Source organism: Microcoleus sp. PH2017_08_TRC_O_A (assembly GCF_020738665.1).
In the GTDB taxonomy this organism is placed as follows: domain Bacteria; phylum Cyanobacteriota; class Cyanobacteriia; order Cyanobacteriales; family Microcoleaceae; genus Microcoleus.
The window spans coordinates 35,258-51,986 of sequence record NZ_JAEQCE010000016.1; the positions used below are offsets into that span (position 1 = coordinate 35,258).

The 16,729-nt window shown below is 43.4% G+C and carries 14 protein-coding genes; 9 read left to right on the plus strand and 5 right to left on the minus strand.

Going from position 1 to position 16,729, the window contains the following annotated elements:
- Positions 1 to 61: 61 nt before the first annotated feature.
- Positions 62 to 406 (minus strand): STAS domain-containing protein, encoded by a 345-nt coding sequence (locus tag JGK22_RS06950; protein WP_293197027.1) that lies wholly within the window; start codon positions 404 to 406, stop codon positions 62 to 64.
- A gap of 345 nt (positions 407 to 751) precedes the next feature.
- Here JGK22_RS06950 and JGK22_RS06955 point away from each other — a divergent pair, with 345 nt between their 5' ends.
- The 5 genes from JGK22_RS06955 (at position 752) to JGK22_RS06975 (ending at position 4,147) form a co-directional block, all read left to right on the plus strand.
- Positions 752 to 1,375 (plus strand): DedA family protein, encoded by a 624-nt coding sequence (locus JGK22_RS06955; protein ID WP_293151269.1) that lies wholly within the window; start codon positions 752 to 754, stop codon positions 1,373 to 1,375.
- Positions 1,376 to 1,572: 197 nt separating this feature from the next.
- The gene (locus tag JGK22_RS06960) at positions 1,573 to 2,307 is read left to right on the plus strand and encodes a hypothetical protein (RefSeq protein ID WP_293190115.1); all 735 of its coding nucleotides are present in this window, start codon (positions 1,573 to 1,575) and stop codon (positions 2,305 to 2,307) included.
- 63 nt (positions 2,308 to 2,370) lie between these two features.
- Positions 2,371 to 2,991 carry a Uma2 family endonuclease gene (locus JGK22_RS06965; protein WP_293180010.1) on the plus strand — a complete coding sequence of 207 codons (621 nt, stop codon included), beginning with the start codon at positions 2,371 to 2,373 and terminating at the stop codon, positions 2,989 to 2,991.
- Positions 2,992 to 3,065: 74 nt separating this feature from the next.
- Positions 3,066 to 3,638, plus strand: coding sequence for a Uma2 family endonuclease (locus JGK22_RS06970; RefSeq protein WP_293312597.1), 573 nt, complete (start codon positions 3,066 to 3,068; stop codon positions 3,636 to 3,638).
- Positions 3,639 to 3,718: 80 nt separating this feature from the next.
- On the plus strand, positions 3,719 to 4,147 hold the full coding sequence (locus JGK22_RS06975) for a hypothetical protein (RefSeq protein WP_293180004.1): 429 nt from the start codon (positions 3,719 to 3,721) through the stop codon (positions 4,145 to 4,147).
- 54 nt (positions 4,148 to 4,201) lie between these two features.
- On the opposite strand, the gene JGK22_RS06980 is transcribed toward JGK22_RS06975, so the two are convergent.
- A complete protein-coding gene (locus tag JGK22_RS06980) occupies positions 4,202 to 4,615 on the minus strand; it encodes a hypothetical protein (RefSeq protein ID WP_293180001.1) in 414 nt (137 codons plus the stop codon).
- A gap of 44 nt (positions 4,616 to 4,659) precedes the next feature.
- Complete coding sequence (locus JGK22_RS06985) at positions 4,660 to 5,217, minus strand: DUF6232 family protein (RefSeq protein ID WP_293179998.1); 558 nt, start codon at positions 5,215 to 5,217, stop codon at positions 4,660 to 4,662.
- Positions 5,218 to 5,479: 262 nt separating this feature from the next.
- Between JGK22_RS06985 and JGK22_RS06990 the strand changes: the two genes are divergently transcribed.
- Positions 5,480 to 6,259, plus strand: a complete 780-nt coding sequence (locus JGK22_RS06990; protein ID WP_293312599.1) for a pentapeptide repeat-containing protein — start codon at positions 5,480 to 5,482, stop codon at positions 6,257 to 6,259.
- Positions 6,260 to 6,298: 39 nt separating this feature from the next.
- On the opposite strand, the gene JGK22_RS06995 is transcribed toward JGK22_RS06990, so the two are convergent.
- Both JGK22_RS06995 and JGK22_RS07000 read right to left on the minus strand, forming a co-directional pair.
- Positions 6,299 to 6,925: a Uma2 family endonuclease gene (locus tag JGK22_RS06995; protein ID WP_293312601.1), complete on the minus strand. Its 627-nt coding sequence runs from the start codon at positions 6,923 to 6,925 to the stop codon at positions 6,299 to 6,301.
- A gap of 269 nt (positions 6,926 to 7,194) precedes the next feature.
- Complete coding sequence (locus tag JGK22_RS07000; protein ID WP_293179989.1) at positions 7,195 to 8,397, minus strand: argininosuccinate synthase; 1,203 nt, start codon at positions 8,395 to 8,397, stop codon at positions 7,195 to 7,197.
- Between the two features lie 566 nt (positions 8,398 to 8,963).
- Here JGK22_RS07000 and JGK22_RS07005 point away from each other — a divergent pair.
- The 3 genes from JGK22_RS07005 (at position 8,964) to JGK22_RS07015 (ending at position 16,575) form a co-directional block, all read left to right on the plus strand.
- Positions 8,964 to 9,902 carry a glycosyltransferase gene (locus JGK22_RS07005; protein ID WP_293276966.1) on the plus strand — a complete coding sequence of 313 codons (939 nt, stop codon included), beginning with the start codon at positions 8,964 to 8,966 and terminating at the stop codon, positions 9,900 to 9,902.
- Positions 9,903 to 10,881: 979 nt separating this feature from the next.
- Entirely contained in the window at positions 10,882 to 14,037 is a 3,156-nt protein-coding gene (locus JGK22_RS07010) for a PAS domain-containing protein (protein ID WP_293186322.1), read from the plus strand.
- Between the two features lie 423 nt (positions 14,038 to 14,460).
- Complete coding sequence (locus tag JGK22_RS07015; protein ID WP_293213184.1) at positions 14,461 to 16,575, plus strand: TIGR00300 family protein; 2,115 nt, start codon at positions 14,461 to 14,463, stop codon at positions 16,573 to 16,575.
- Positions 16,576 to 16,729: the final 154 nt, after the last annotated feature.

Consider the following 16,729-nt stretch of genomic DNA (forward strand, 5'->3'; position numbering starts at 1 on the left):
ACTCTTCGTCCTTACTACGAACCTAATTATGGGTAATTAACGGGAGATAGTAGAATTTTTATTAAGCAACTAAAGCGGGAGTTGCTGTTGAGATAATTTGCTCGAAAGTGTCAAAAATTTCAAAGAGTTGGTCGAGTTGAGTAATTTCAAAAATTAGCCTGACTGTGGCTGAGAGGTTGCAGATGACGAGGCGACATCCCCGGTGGCGGGCGGCGTTGAGCCCGCCGACTAAAGCGCACAGCCCCGAACTGTCGATGAAATCGACGCTAGTCATGTCAATTACCCACAGATTGTGGCGATCGGGCAAAATTTCTGCTAGCTGTTGTTGCAGGAGACTACCGGCTTGGGAGTCGAGGCAGTTTTGAGGCTGAAGCACGATGTGTTGGTGGAAGTTGGGAAATTGCATAACTGTTACCCTAAGATTGTAAAATGCGACTAAGTAAATTGATTTGCTGCTTCTGTCAAAAGACAGAATAATTTCAGCTAAAGTTTCAAGAGGCGATCGGGCTGACTAAATAATCGGAGGCGATCGCACTTGTGGTAGATTAAGTAAGATGACTGGCTTTCGATCGGAATGCAAGCGCAACAATTCCTGATTAATTGATTATCTCTGAAAGGTTAGTTTTTGCTTGAGCGGGCGATCGCAAGTGTAGTGTGTTTTTCATCACAGCGAAAGATTGCACTATTGGCCGAATCGAGCCAATATATAAAAGTATTGAGCTTTGCAAAAGTTTACGAAGGCAATATCGAAATGTCTTTTGAGTTTTTATCGTTAGAGACTATTCAGCAATTGGCGCGAGATTACGGCTACTGGGCTGTATTTTTCGGGATTTTGCTAGAAAATCTGGGAGTCCCTCTTCCAGGCGAGACAATTACGATTGCTGGCGGATTTTTGGCTGGCAGCGGGGAACTGAATTACTGGTACGTGCTCGGAAGTGCGATCGCCGGTGCGACTGTGGGGGGAAATTTCGGTTATGCGATCGGCAGATACGGCGGCTGGCCCCTGCTGCTGAAGCTGGGAAAAATCTTCCGCTTTCGGGAAGAACAACTGTTTGACTTAAAAGAAAAGTTTAGCGAAAATGCAGCTAAAGCCGTATTTTTGGGCCGTTTCATCGCACTGCTGCGAATTTTTGCCAGCCCCCTAGCGGGAATTGCAGAAATGCCCTTTTTGCAATTTTCATTCTTCAATATTTTGGGTGCCGCAAGCTGGGCATCCGTAATGGTAAGTTTGTCATACTTCTTAGGACAGGTTGTGTCTTTAGAGAAGTTAGTAGGTTGGGCTGCTCAATTTGCGGTAGTTGCTTTGCTATTAACAGTTGCTTGGATTGCAATTCCTATTTGGTTGGAGTCGCGGAATTTGGACAAGACTAAGTAGGGTTGGAGACTCTTCTCAAAAAGACTCAATCTTCTTGTGGAACGGGCATCTTGCCCGTTCTTAAAATAGTGTAACATCTGAGGTTAAACTTATATTTTACACCAATGTCAGGAACAGGCTAGAAGCCCGTTCCACAAACAATAAAACTTATTCTGAGGTAGACTTCGATATCTCTACATTTATAATAGATAGAAATCATGGGATACACTACAATCTTTGAAGGCACATTTCATTTAAATCAGCGGTTATTGGATAGCGAAACTCTTTATTTATTAGAGTTTTCTCGGACGAGGCGAATGAAGCGAAATCCTGAAATTTTGCAAGATGTTCCCGATGCGGCGAGAACAGCCGTGGGTTTGCCTGTGGGCGAAGAAGGCTGCTATTTTGTCAATGAAAAGTGGGATGAAGAGTCGGAATTGTCGATCGTAAATTACAACCGCCCGCCAAAGACTCAGCCCGGTTTGTGGTGTCAGTGGATTCCGACTGCTGACGGCGGGGGGATTCAGTGGAATGGCATGGAAAAATTTTATGATTATGTGGAATGGTTGCAGTATCTGATTGACAATTTTATCAAACCTTGGGGTTATGTTTTGAGAGGCGAGGTGAATTGGCAAGGGGAAGAGGCGGCGGATGTGGGTATGATTTGGGTTGAGAATAATGTGATTGTTTCGCCGGAGGGTGCACAGGAATTGTTGAGGTATGCGGTGTCGCCGGTATCAGTGCCAAAGGTGGTTTGGGATTATTTGCAAGCGGTGGAAGCGACGGGGAAGCCTCTGACACATTGGTATGAATTAGTCGATCGGGCGGTGGAGTTGGGACACGGGGAAGCGGCGCTGTGGTTCAAGCCTAATATGGATAAGTATTTGGATGGTTGGGAGAGGGGTTTTGAGTTTGAGGGGAAGGTAATTAAAATGACAGATAGTGAGCTTTGAGCGGTTGTTTTGATTGCGGATAATCCGGTTATAATTGTGAGTACGATCGCAGGAGGATGTAGTATGACGGCATCAACAGAAATTCGCGAAGAAGTAATTGAGAGTAAGCCACAACCTTATTACACTCCAGCCGAGTATTTTGCTTTAGAAGAAGCAGCAGAGGACAAAAGTGAATATTGTCGCGGTCAAATATTACCAATGCCTGCGAATTCCGCCAACCACAATATGATAGTAGGTGATATTATTACTCCTTTGAATTTTGCTTTTAAAGGACAGAAACATTATCATTTATTTGCTTTGGGCTTGCGTTTGTGGATACCACAAAAGCAATTTTGTACTTATCCTGATGTGATGGTGGTTGCGGGTAAGCTGGAGTTTGCGGAGGGGAGGAAAGATGCGATTACTAATGTGGTGATGGTGGCTGAGGTTTTATCGAAATCGACAGCAAATTACGATCGAGGTGAAAAATTTAAACTTTTGCGATCGATTCCCACTTTGAGGGAGTATATTTTGATCGATCAGTACGAGATGCACGTCGAACAGTTTTCTAAGACGGATGACAATAAGTGGGTTTTGTCTGAGTATGATGGTGCTGAAGCGGTTCTGGTGTTGAGCTCGGTGCAGTTTGAGATGTCTTTGGGCGAAATGTACGATCGCGTGGATTTTGAGTCGGAGTCTGATTAGTAGCCATAAAAAACATGATTAAGTAAGATCGAATTAAGCGAGTAAATTTAATCATAAAAATCGAGGAAAACGTAATGATTGCCAGCAAAAATCATCCTGACGTTTCAGTTAAAGAATATTTAGAAGGTGAACTGGTAAGTCCCATCAAGCATGAATACAGGAACGGACAAATCTATGCAATGGCCGGCGCAAGTAATCCCCATGTTTTGATTTGTCTAAATTTAGCAACTCTGCTGAGAAATCATCTGCGCGGGACTGGTTGCCTGGTTTTTATGGCCGATACAAAAGTAAGATTTGAGACAATTAATACTTTTTATTATCCAGATGTAGCTGTATCTTGCGATGAACGAGATACTACTTCTGTTGCCGATTTTATCTGCTATCCTTCGCTAATTGTGGAAGTCCTATCTCCAACAACTGAGGCGTTTGACAGAGGAGATAAATTTGCGGATTATCGATCGCTCTCAACTATACAAGAATATGTATTAATCGGTCAACAACGGATGAATGTAGATTGCTACCGTCGCGATGTGGAAGGGCGTTGGGTTTTTTCTTCCTGCGGTGAGGGGGAATGTCTGGAGTTGGCTAGTATCAATTTTCAGTGTCCAATCTCTGCTTTGTATGAGGATGTTCCTGGATTGAGTTAAGATGTCGTTGGGTGAAATGTTCGATCGCGTGGATTTTGAGTCTGAAGAGTGAAGTGATATAGTAGAATCCCGGAAGCATTATGAAATCTGAAAAGTCGGCTATTACCTACAATATCGGTCAAAAATGGGCTGTGACACTTTGCTGCGAAGCAGAGGAAAAACTGGAATTGAGAGTTGCAAAAATCCTTGAATATTTAGACAAAAATTATCTCTTAAAGCAATGGGAAATATTTGATATTGAAGCTACGGGCAGTTATGGCAATTGCTTGACTGCGCGGTGCAATAATCAGGAAATATTTCAGGTATCTACTTCTGATTTGTTGGAGGTAATGAGGGAAGAAGGTCAAGTTATTGAATTAGATGCTAGTTTGATCAAAGATGACGAGGAATTGTTTAAAATACTGATTCGAGATGGGGTTTCAATTGATTTGCTTGGCAGCGGGGAGATGATGCCACTGACGGTTTTGGGCAAATATGTTTATGTTGACAAAGAACTGTTTATGTGGTAAAGATAGTAAGTGTTCGCAACTCTCAGACGTGATTCTAAGAGTTGCAAACACTTACTAAAACCCAAACGCTTTAGTAATCAATGGCAGTAGATTATTGCAGAATTCTAGTAGTTCTGTCGCTTTTGGTACACTTTTCATAATTCGTTCTAGCATCCTATTTGCCTGTTTGGCTTTAGTCTTCATTTCTGCATCATTAGGATTTGTAGCAGCTTCAGCTAATTCCTTTACTTGTTTTAAAGCATCTTCTTTGTCATCTTCACTTAAATTTGGATCGGCTGAAATTGCTGCTTCGAGTTCAATCAGTAACTCTTTGATTCCGGGTTTATCAGGTTCAGAGGATGAAGGTAACTCGTTTATAGCGAATGAAACATCTCCTCCAACGTGACTTGATGAAGTGCCTTGAATATTACCTCCTGTAACAGCACCTCCAACACTTCCTCCGATTTGAATACCTTGTTTATCTTCCATTATTCCCTCCTAAGTTGATTGATATTTGGATAATACTGTTATTTTTAGTCATTTCGCGAAACATTTCCTCCAACATTACTTGATGAACTGCCTCCTATATCACCTGCTGTGACAGAACCTCCCACACTTCCTTCTATTCGGATAGATCGATCGGTCGAATAGACTACATAACTACCTTCTGCATTACTTTCCATGAAGTTGTATAAGAAATCAACTACTTTTTTTAATCCTTTCATATCGGTTGTCACAAATATTGGCATAGGAGAACCGGAATTCAGATATAACTTAAGACCGTATTTTTCGGGCGAAAAAGTATTTACAATTAACCAGATAATTGCTACTATCGCCATAATTATTCCTGCCGCTCTCATCTCAGCATTATTAAAATAAGTAGCTACAACAAGTCCAATGACAAACAATCCCAAAATCCATTGAAATGGAATTTTTGGGGTCTTAACTGGTGATATACCAAAACCTGTAATGTTGCGAAATTGATAGACATCAGAACCAAATTTAACTGTATTTTTGGTAATATATATCTTGGTGTCATCCCAGATAGGTCGGTCATTATCTTGTGATGATATGTTATTTGCAGCCATCATTCCCCCCTTTTTTTAAAACTGTGAACCCACCAGGTAATAAGAATTAATTCTATCCCTACATAAATGAAGTCCTTGGGACTGCTGATGAGTGCTATTGATATTGACATCCCTGTGTAGTTAGAAGTATAATAGCGACTTAATATGAGCTTCAACAGTGAGAAAAAGTAATAAAAAAGTAATAAAAAAGTAAGATTTGTTCCCTGTTGCGGTACAATCTATACTCAGCCTACCTTAACGCTCCGCTAGTAAGGGACTTTAACATATGACCGTTGACGAAGCCATAGCGATCGCAGAAACAGCCCTCAACTACGATCGCCTCAACAAAGTTCAAGAGCTAGTGTTTCGTCAATCCTGGGAAGGGCGGTCTTATAAAGAAATTGCAGCCAGTGCTGAATATGAATATGATTATATCAAAGATGCTGGTGCTAAACTATGGAAACTACTTTCAAAAGCACTAGAAGAAAAAGTCAAAAAAGATAATCTCAAGTCAGTATTGAAACGATATTTAAGACGAGGTAAAGTGAATCTACAGCGAAATCTGACCATCGAAGTTAATCTCACTGGTGCAAATCTCAGTGGAGCAAACTTAAGCGGTGCTAGATTATTCGCAAACTTAAATGAAGCTGATTATGGTCAAGCTGATTTAGATAAAACTATAAACGCTGACAGTGAAACAGAATTATCTGACTCGGAAAACAAAATTAACTGGAACGATTTTTGCTTTCACTCCGACGCACAAGTGAAAATTGCCGAAACCCTCGATCGCACTTCCACTCTCTTCATCCCCAACTCCCAACTCCGACTCACAACACCGGAAGGGAGACAAAACCAAGAAGCTGACTTTCTTATATTCCACCAAAACAAGTTAGGAATGCTGAAAATTGACCGCGAATCATCGCATCAAAACACAGCAGAAGATGAAATGTGCGGACTTTCGATAGATTCTGGCATCAGTCTTGTCAAACATTACGATGCTACCCGATGCAGCGAACAACCGGCTCTAGTTGTGCAGGAGTTTTTGGAAATATTGAGTCAGGCATAGCTATGATACCAAATCCTGCCATAATATCCATTCTACTCTTCAGTCCGCGCAGGCGGACTTCGTTTGTGTAGTCGCGATTTCAATCGCCGACTGACTTTCGTTGGTAAAGATTACATCCTCATAGATAGAATCCATGCTAGTGCGAAAGTCAACACTAGCCAAGTGAATTTCGCTTCCTTGGGTGTAAGAATACAAAACCCACAACCCCTCAGCATTGCGGCGAAAACACTCAACCCGCTGCCGCTTTTGACTAATTAACACATACTCTTGAAGCGTTTCTAACTCTTGGTAATCAGCAAACTTATCTCCGCGATCGAATCCTTCTGTACCAGTTGACAAAACCTCGATAATTAAACAAGGATGTCTTTTAAAAGATTGAAATGCTTTGTCCCGTTCATCGCAACTTACCATCACGTCGGGATAGTAGTAAATATTCCTAGATTCAATCCTAGCTTTCATGTCTGACATATAAGCACGACAGCCACTACCCCGAACATGATTTCTCAACAACGTGACTAAGTTGACACTGATAGTTACATGAGCATCACTTGCACCAGCCATTGCGTAGGTTTCGCCCTGAATATACTCATGTTTAACCTGGCTGATTTCTTCTAATTTCAGATACTCTTCCGGCGAGATGTAATTTTGGCTTTGATTTGCAACCATTGGCTTTATATTGAGTTTTTTATGATACTAGATTCAGACCACTTCTATTGTACCAAACCCACTAGGATTTTTAAATTATTTGATCCATATTTTAACAAATAAGGTGGGCATTGCCCACCTTACTCTTAGTCCCACTCTGCTGGGACTTTGTTTGTCAGTCTTGCTGGATGCCGAGGCCAGAAACCGGGTTTCTTCCTAAATCTCTAGTTTAGAAAGCAAAGATTTTTGATAGAAACCCGGTTTCTTTGCACAAGTCCTGTTAACACATTCTAACCCCGATTCTTCTCCGACCAAATGCGGGTTGGCAATCCCCAAACGTAGACAAATCCTTCGGCTGCTTTGTGATCGAATTCATCCTCGGCGCCGTAGGTTGCTAAGTCGAAACTGTACAGCGAATTCTCTGATTTGCGGCCGACAATTGTGGCGTTTCCTTTGAACATTTTTAGGCGCACGGTTCCAGTTACTCGCTTTTGCGTGTCTAGAATAAATGCGTCTAAAGCTGTTTTTAAAGGGTTGTACCAAAGGCCGTTGTAAATCATTTGGCTGTAGGTTTCTTCGATGCCGCGCTTGTATCGCGTGACATCTGCTGTCAAAGTCAAACTTTCTAAGTCTCGGTGCGCGTGCATCAAAACTAAAATCGCTGGTGTTTCGTAAATTTCCCGCGATTTAATCCCGACTACACGGTTTTCAATCATGTCGATGCGCCCGACTCCGTGATTTCCAGCTATTTCGTTGAGTTGGGTAATTAGGGCGACTGGTGCTAATTCTTTGCCGTTTAAACTGACTGGTTTTCCGCAGTCGAAACCGATTTCGATGTATTCGGGTGTGTCGGGAGTTTGTTCGATCGCCTTTGTCATCAAAAACACCTCTTCCGGCGGTTCCGCCCAAGGATCTTCGAGAATGCCGGCTTCGATCGCCATTCCTAACAAATTGCGATCGATACTATAAGGTGAAGACTTCTTCACCGGCGACGGAATACCGCATCTTTCACCGTAGGCGATGGTTTCCTCGCGGCTCATTTTCCATTCCCGCGCTGGTGCTAAAATCTTAATCTTGGGATTCAGTGCGCCGATCGACACATCGAACCGTACTTGGTCATTTCCCTTACCAGTACAACCGTGGGCGATCGCATCCGCACCGTATTTTTCGGCAGCTTCTACCAACAATTTAGCAATCAGCGGGCGCGCTAGCGCCGTAGATAGCGGATACCGATTTTCGTAAAGCGCGTTAGCTTGAATTGCTGGGAAGGCATAATCTTTGACAAATTCTTCCGTAGCATCAATCACCAAAGATTCCGAAGCACCAGATGCTAAAGCTTTCTTGCGGATGGGTTCTAATTCATCTCCTTGTCCCAAATCCGCCGCCAGAGTAATTACCTCTTCGACTCCCCACTCCTTCATCAGGTAAGGAATGCAGACAGAAGTATCGACTCCGCCGGAATATGCTAGGACAACTTTTTTAGCGCGACTCATGAAAATACTCGGTAAGTGGGAAACTCAGCGGCTTTAGCCCTGAGAGGGAAACGATACGAGCGGTTTTAACCGCCTACCCCTTTCGGGGCTAGACAAGTAGAGGAATGGTACTTGTCTAATCCCTGTATTGCCGGGAGCGCCTTGCCATTCCAGTAAAGTGAGCTTCGCCAATGTTTAAAGAGCTTTTTAGACTTGCAACACTGTTCCAGTGACCTTAGAACTGTTTAATTGCAAATGACAGAGCAGGAAACTAGCTACGCATTTCCGGGTGTCGTGACTCAACAAACGTAGTCAGTTAAGACTTAGGCTGGTCAGTACGGCTTGCAGGAATTGCTCTTACAAGCCCAGTATCTTTTAGACCTGGGTTACTGACTGCTATTTACATCCTGAATTTAGATGTGATATTTAACCAACTTTGTATTATGCACCTAATTGAGATCCATTCTTGTCATAAATAGTACAGATTTATATATTCTTTTTTTGCTAAACTTTGCTATTTCCCGGCCCAGTTGCTGCGAAAAATCTGCTACCGTGGGATACGGTAACTGTGGCGATGGGGTAAAGCCGTGTTTTTTAGTGTTGTGATTCCGACGTACAATCGTAAACCGATTTTGGCAAAATGTCTACTGGCTCTAGAAAATCAGCAGTTTGATAACATTGTCACAGATTATGAAGTGATTGTAGTCGATGACGGTTCGACGGACGGGACGATCGACTGGTTGGCCGCAGATGCTGAGTTTTTGCCGCACGTGCGATCGATCTGTCAATCTCATCAAGGCCCCGCCGCCGCCAGGAATTTGGGCGTTGAAGATGCTAAAGGCGAGACAATTATTTTTATTGATAGCGATTTAGTCGTTACAAAGGATTTTTTGCAAGCACACGCAGATGCTTTGCTACAGGCTTACAAAGATACTGATGCGGTTTTTACTTACGGCAGCGTGATTAATACTTGCAATTTCGACAATCCCACTGCCGAACCTTACAAAATAACTGATTTTTCGGCTGCTTATTTTGCTACGGGAAATGTCAGCATCGCCCGTCACTGGCTACTGGAAGCTGGACTATTTGACACTCGCTTTCAACTTTACGGATGGGAAGATTTAGAATTGGGTGTCAGGTTGAAAAAATTAGGTTTAAAATTGATTAAATGTCCGACTGCTGTTGGCTATCACTGGCATCCACCTTTTAGTTTAGAGCAAATTCCTGGGATGATTGACCGAGAAATTCAGCGCGGAAGAATGGGAGTTTTGTTTTATCAAAAACACCCGACTTGGGAAGTGCGGCTGATGATTCAAATGACTGTTTTGCACCAAATACTGTGGGGAGTTTTATCTTTGGGCGGGATGCTGAACGAGCGCACTATGAAACCTTTTTTGCAGTGGTTGATTGACCGAGGTAAGTCGCAGTTAGCTTTAGAAATTGCTCGAATTTTTCTGAATTGGTATAATGTCAAAGCCGTGTATGCTGCTTGCGATGAATTGCACGCTCCTACAAAGATGCCATAGATCGTGCCATTTTAGATTTTAGATTTTAGATTGATATTGACTGATGAGTAAGCTGTACGGCATTTAAATTGTAGATTTCAAGGCCCTATTCCCTACTCGTCAAATCCTCTCCTCCTTTAAGATCGCAGACAATCTAGATGCTGTACAGGCGATCGCGCCAACGCCTCAACAAAACTTAAGATACGGTAGCAGGTTGTCAGGCTCGATTTGCTTGCCGTGCAGAGCCAGTAGATATACTTAAAAACAAACATTGAGCAACTAGCCCAATAGTAGCGAAACCGCGTTCTAATCACTGTTTGAATTTTATATTTAATGAAATTTGCCGGATTTATGCCTGATTTGAGGAATATCGGCTGTTTTCTCGATCGCCTGCAATAATTTGCTGAAACAAAGAATTAAAGATGCAGACATTTTTGATAGACTGAATACAAATTAAGGGGTGCGCTATGTTGGCAGGCGATCGGACAGTGCCACTGGCATAGCACAAAAGGGAAGCTGTGTGTCTGATTTATGCTGCCATAGCTAATAAAAGCATCGCATACAGCCACTCATTGACTCCTGTCCAAAAACGGATACCGTCTCACATTCTTCTGTCACGAGCATTCCAAAATTTTAGATAAAAGTTCAATCTCCCAGATTCATCTACCCTTGTAAATCTAAAATCGTTGGACGATTTCCCTGATCGAACGTCTGATCCCGAAATCTCCAATCTAAAATAGAATGACCAGCGATTGATAAACAGGATGCGGAGCTGATAGAAACTTATACTGCTCAAATTCGCGCCATAAATCAACATCTACCCAATTTTATTGTTGCCGCAAGCTCATAGTTCTACCTATAAGCACTTGCGCTTTAATGATTCTTACAATTTGATTAATACACACTATATTACGCAGCAAAATTATCATATGAAAACAAAATAGTAAACGCTATAGATAGAAAAGCTGCGTAGATATTCCTAAGACTCTGAGGGGTTATCGTGAATAAAATTGACCAAAAATACGCCAAAATAACAACAAAAAAATCTGAAATATCTGGCTTAAAACAAAACATTTTAATTGTTGACGACCACCCAGAAAGCTTGCGTCTTTTATCCAAGTTGTTGTCCGAGCGGGGATATCAAGTGCGGCCAACACTAGATGGAAAATTAGCCCTTAAGTTTGCGCGATCGACTCCACCGGATTTAATTTTGCTGGACATTATGATGCCCGGTATAGATGGCTATCAAGTCTGCAAACAGCTAAAAGCTGCTCCTGAAACCAAAGATATTCCTGTAATTTTTATCAGCTCTTTAAATGAAACTTTTGATAAAGTTAAAGCTTTTTCGCTGGGAGCTATAGACTACATTACTAAACCATTTCAAATAGAAGAATTGGTCGCTCGCGTCGAAAGTCAAATGCATCTGAGCAGGCTTTCTCGGCAAGTAGTAGCACAAAATGCGCGGCTGGAAGCAGAAATAGAAGAACGCAAGCGGGTCGAAGCACAACTGCGAGAAAGTCAGCAATGGCTGTCGGCAGTAATTAAAATGAATCCTAATGTTTTGTACGTTTACGATGTGATAGAACAGCGAATTCTGTATCTCAATCGCGAACTATATATCGATCTTGGCTACTCGCTGGAAGAAATACAGCAAATGCCAGCAGCATTTCTTCCTAACTTAATACACCCTGACGATTTGCCAGCATTCTCAGAACATATGAGGAGGATTCAGACATCAAAAGATGGTGAAAGCTTTGAGTTTGAATACCGAATAGAACACAAAAATGGTGAATTTCGCTGGTTTTTTAGCCGGGATACGGTGTTTTCAAGGACGGTGGAGGGCAAACCTTGGAAAATTCTGGGAACTGCTACTGAAATTAGCGATCGCAAACAAGCAGAATTCGATCTTAAAACAGCTTTGTCTGCTTTGGAGCGGCAAATCAAGCAAAGATTTCTGCTAGAAACAATTACTCTCGAAATTCGCTACAGCTTAAAGCAAGACCAAGTTTATCAAACAGCGGCTGCTCAAATAGGTCGAGTTTTTAATGCCGATTCTTGCTTGATTCACACCTACAAAGAACACCCACTGCCCCGCATCTATTGTATGACTCAGTACAGGAAATCTGAATCAGCAACGCTGTGCGATGTAGTAGAAATTCCCGTCCTGGGAAATCCTCACGCTCAGTTGGTGTTGTCTCAAGATAAACCTGTAGTTTCTGACGATGTTTTTGCTGAACCGCTGCTGGAAAATGTTACTGATTTGTGCCGTCAAATAGGTTTGAAGTCGATGATAGCCATCCGCACTTCCTACCAGGGAAAACCCAACGGAATGATGTGCTTGCACCAGTACGATGAGCCCCGCCACTGGACGCAAAATGAGATCAGATTATTGAAAGCTGTCGCTGCACAAATGGGAATTGCGATCGCTCAAGCCAATCTTCTGGAACAAGATAAAGAGCAGCGACTTAAATTGCAACAAAGCGAAGCTAGTCTAGCAGCAGCCCAGAAAATTGCCCATATCGGCAATTGGGAATTCGATCTCGTCACCAATAAAAATATTTGGTCGGAAGAAGTATTCCGCATTTTTGGTCTGGACTCAGCCGCACCTGAACCGACATATATCGAACTTTTACAGATGTATCATCCAGAGGACAGAGAGTTGTTTCAACAAACTGTCAGCCTTGGTATCTCACAGGGAACTTCCTACAAAAAAGAGTTGCGAATTTTGCATCCCAGCGGTCAAATTAGATACCTCGAAACAAGGGGAGAAGCTATTTTTAACAAATCCCTAGAAGTAATTAAACTGTTTGGAACAGTAATGGATATCACCGATCGCAAAGAAGCGGAAGCAGCGCTGCAAATTAGCGAAGAACGTTTTTACCTGGCATTTGAAGCCAGTGCGACGGGATTGTGGGATTGGAATCTTGCCACGGGAGAAGTCTATTTGAATTCACGGTGGAAGACGATGCTGGGATATGAAGTAGAGGAAATAGAAAATAGTTATGCAGCCTGGGAAAGACTTGTACATCCAGATGATTTGCCTCTGGCTACAGCAGCGATAAATGCTCATCTGGTAGGCAAAAAACCGACCTACGAAGCAGAATTTCGGATGCTGAAAAAAATCGGTGAATGGAAGTGGATTTTGGCTCAAGCTAAGGTGATGGAACGTGATGATTCGGGAAATCCTTTGCGGATGACGGGCACGCATATCGATATTAGCGATCGCAAACAAGCCGAAGCAAGTTTGCGAAATAGCGAACAGCGAGAACGAGAAAAAGCCCAACAGTTAGAACAAACTCTGGAATACTTAAAAAATGCTCAATCACAACTGATTCAAGCCGCAAAGATGTCAAGTATTGGGCAAATGGTGGCGGGAGTTGCCCATGAAATTAATAACCCCGTCAGCTTCATCTACGGCAATATTATTCCCGCCGCACAGTACGCTAACGATTTGGTAAAATTGATCCAGCTTTACCAGCAAAATTATCCCGAACCAGTGCCAGAAATTGCCGAAAGATTGGCAGAAATAGAAGTGGATTTTATCGCTGAGGATTTCCCCAGAGTGCTGGCTTCAATGCAAGCAGGTGCTAACAGAATTAAGCAGATCGTGTTGTCCTTGCGAAACTTTTCGAGACTCGATGAAAAAGAGCGCAAAGTAATCGATATTCATGAAGGGATAGAGAGCACTTTGGTGATTTTGCAGCATCGATTGCTGTCACAGCCAAAACGTCGGGAAATTCAAGTTGTTAAAAATTACGGCGAACTGCCCAATGTTGAGTGTTATCCGGCGCAATTAAATCAGGTATTTATGAATTTGCTGTCAAATGCGATCGATGCTGTGGAAGAGTCATCAGCAGCCTGTAATGACAAAGTTAATCAGATTCGCATTATTACGGAAGTCAGCAGCGAAAATCAAGTGTGCGTGCGGATTGCTGACAGCGGGCCCGGTATCTGTCCTGAGGTTCAGTCAAGGATGTTTGACCCATTTTTTAGTACAAAGCCGATCGGCAGTGGCACTGGTTTGGGATTGTCGATTAGTTACCAAATTGTGAAAGACCGCCATGGCGGTAATTTGTGGTGTCATTCAGAAGTTGACCGAGGTACAGAATTTGCGATCGAACTGCCGATTTCGCAAAAAAAGTTGAAAGTAAAATAGGTTTGTAGTGAGGACTAAAGTCCTTCTTTCGGGAGCATCTCAGTTTTGCATTTGTAGTGCTGTCCCCGCTCGCGTGCTTTATAAAGCACGCGAGCGGGACGCTCGCACTGAAAGAAATGAAAGAAAAAATGCTTTTTGCAAAAATGAGATGATCCCCTCAGAAAGAAGGACTAAAGTCCTCACTACGAACCTTTTATGAAGAGTAATTTACCGAAAATAATGTCAAAACCTGAAATTTTATCCGATATTTCATGCAAACCGTCTGTGGCTGAGTTTGATTTTAACCTAACTGTGATATAATTGAGAGCTACTTTTTTCGCTGCTAGACGTTGCACTCTTTCTCTTGGGAGTGAATTTTACAGTTGATTTCATACATACTATCTCAACTTAAGTCTGTAGCATCTACCACATTTTAACTGAATTATGACCGACTCAATTCGCTTCCTGATGTGCGCTCCCGACCACTACGATGTAGATTACGTGATTAACCCTTGGATGGAGGGTAACGTACACAAATCATCGCGCGATCGCGCCGTCGAACAGTGGGAGAAACTTTACCACGTGTTGAAAGACAACGCCGTTGTAGACCTGGTACCGCCCGAAAAAGGCTGGCCGGATATGGTGTTCACCGCCAACGCTGGCTTACTTTTAGGCAATACTTTTGTCCTCAGCCGCTTCTATCACAAGGAACGCCAAGGCGAAGAACCCTATTTCAAAGCATGGTTTGAAAACCAAGGTTTCACCGTGCACGAACTCCCGAAAGACTTGCCGTTTGAGGGTGCTGGTGACGCTTTGCTCGATCGCGAAGGACGCTGGTTGTGGGCAGGATACGGCTTCCGTTCCGAACTCGACTCGCATCCGTTGCTAGCAAACTGGCTGAACATTGAAGTGCTGTCGCTGCGTTTAGTAGACGAACGTTTCTATCACCTAGACACCTGTTTTTGTCCGCTCACAGGCGGATATTTGCTCTACTATCCAGCAGCATTTGACTCTTACTCAAACCGCTTAATTGAAATGCGAGTAGCGCCGGAAAAACGGATTGCGATCGAAGAAGCAGATGCCGCTAATTTTGCTTGCAATGCTGTCAATATTGACAAAGTTGTGGTAATGAACAAGGTGAGCGAAGGCTTGAAAACGCGCATCACTCAAGCGGGCTTCAAAGTCATTGAAACGCCGATGAGCGAATTTTTGAAAGCGGGCGGCGCCTGTAAGTGTTTGACGCTGCGGGTGAATGAACCTGTGCAAGAAGATCGATCGGCAAACGTGATGGTAGAAAGCCGTGCCATTCGCATGGAAGGTCACCTGCTTGATGCCGGTTTAATCAGCCGCGCTTTAGACTTAATTATCGAAAACGGTGGCAGTTTCCAAGTGCTCAATTTCAATTTAGGAGAACAGCGCCAAAGCACATCATCCGCGGATGTGAAAGTTTCGGCACCTTCCCACGATGTGATGGAAGAAATCATGGGATTGCTGATTGACTTGGGTGCAGTGCCACCGCCGCAAGAGATTTGCGACGCTATTTTAGAAGATGTCGTGCAAGATGGTGTCGGCCCAGACGACTTTTACGTTAGTACCATTTATCCTACAGAAGTGCGGGTAAACGGTCAGTGGGTGAAAGCGCGAAATCAGCGGATGGATGGTGCAGTTGCAATTACTGAAACCGCAGAAGGCCCGGTGGCTACGTGCAAATTGTTGCGCGATTTAAAAATAGGTGAAAAAGTCGTTGTTGATGTGGTTGGTATCCGTACTATCCGCAAAACAGAATCGCGGGAACAGCGCAATTCTCAAGAATTTAGCTTTATGTCCGGTAGCGTTTCTAGCGAGCGCCGGGTAGAATTGGTAGTGGAACAAGTAGCGTGGGAATTGCGCCAAATTCGCGATCGGGGCGGTAAAGTTGTGGTGACGGCGGGGCCTGTGGTGATTCACACCGGCGGCGGCGAACATTTAGCGCATTTGATCCGCGAAGGTTACGTACAAGCATTGTTAGGTGGAAATGCGATCGCAGTTCACGACATGGAACAATCTAGCATGGGAACTTCTTTGGGAGTTGACATGAAACGCGGCGTAGCTGTGCGCGGCGGACACCGCCACCACTTGAAAATGATTAACACTGTGCGCCGTTATGGCAGTATTGCTAAAACCGTGGAAGCAGGCGTGATTACTAGCGGTGTAATGTACGAGTGCGTGAAGCATAATATACCGTTTTCGCTGGCTGGTTCGATCCGCGATGACGGGCCGCTTCCCGACACGCAAATGGATTTGGTGAAGGCTCAAGAAGAGTATACTGAGCTGTTACGGGGCGCGGATATGGTGTTAATGCTGTCGTCTATGCTGCATTCGATCGGTGTGGGAAATATGACGCCGGCGGGTGTAAAGATGGTCTGTGTGGACATTAATCCGGCTGTGGTGACGAAATTGAGCGATCGGGGGTCGATCGAATCTACTGGAGTTGTCACCGATGTGGGATTGTTCCTGAGTTTGTTGGTGAATCAATTGGATAAGTTGACTAGCCGCCATCATGTAACTCAATCGGTGTAACTGAATCGATTTAGAATCGGCGATTTAAACCGTGTAGACTCGGCGGTTGAAACCGCGTCTACACAAACAATGTCCGAGCTCAGAGGGACTGAATAATAGAGGCTGGTAGGGTGCGCCACAAGCACCTTCCTTAGCCGATAATGCTGATTATTTT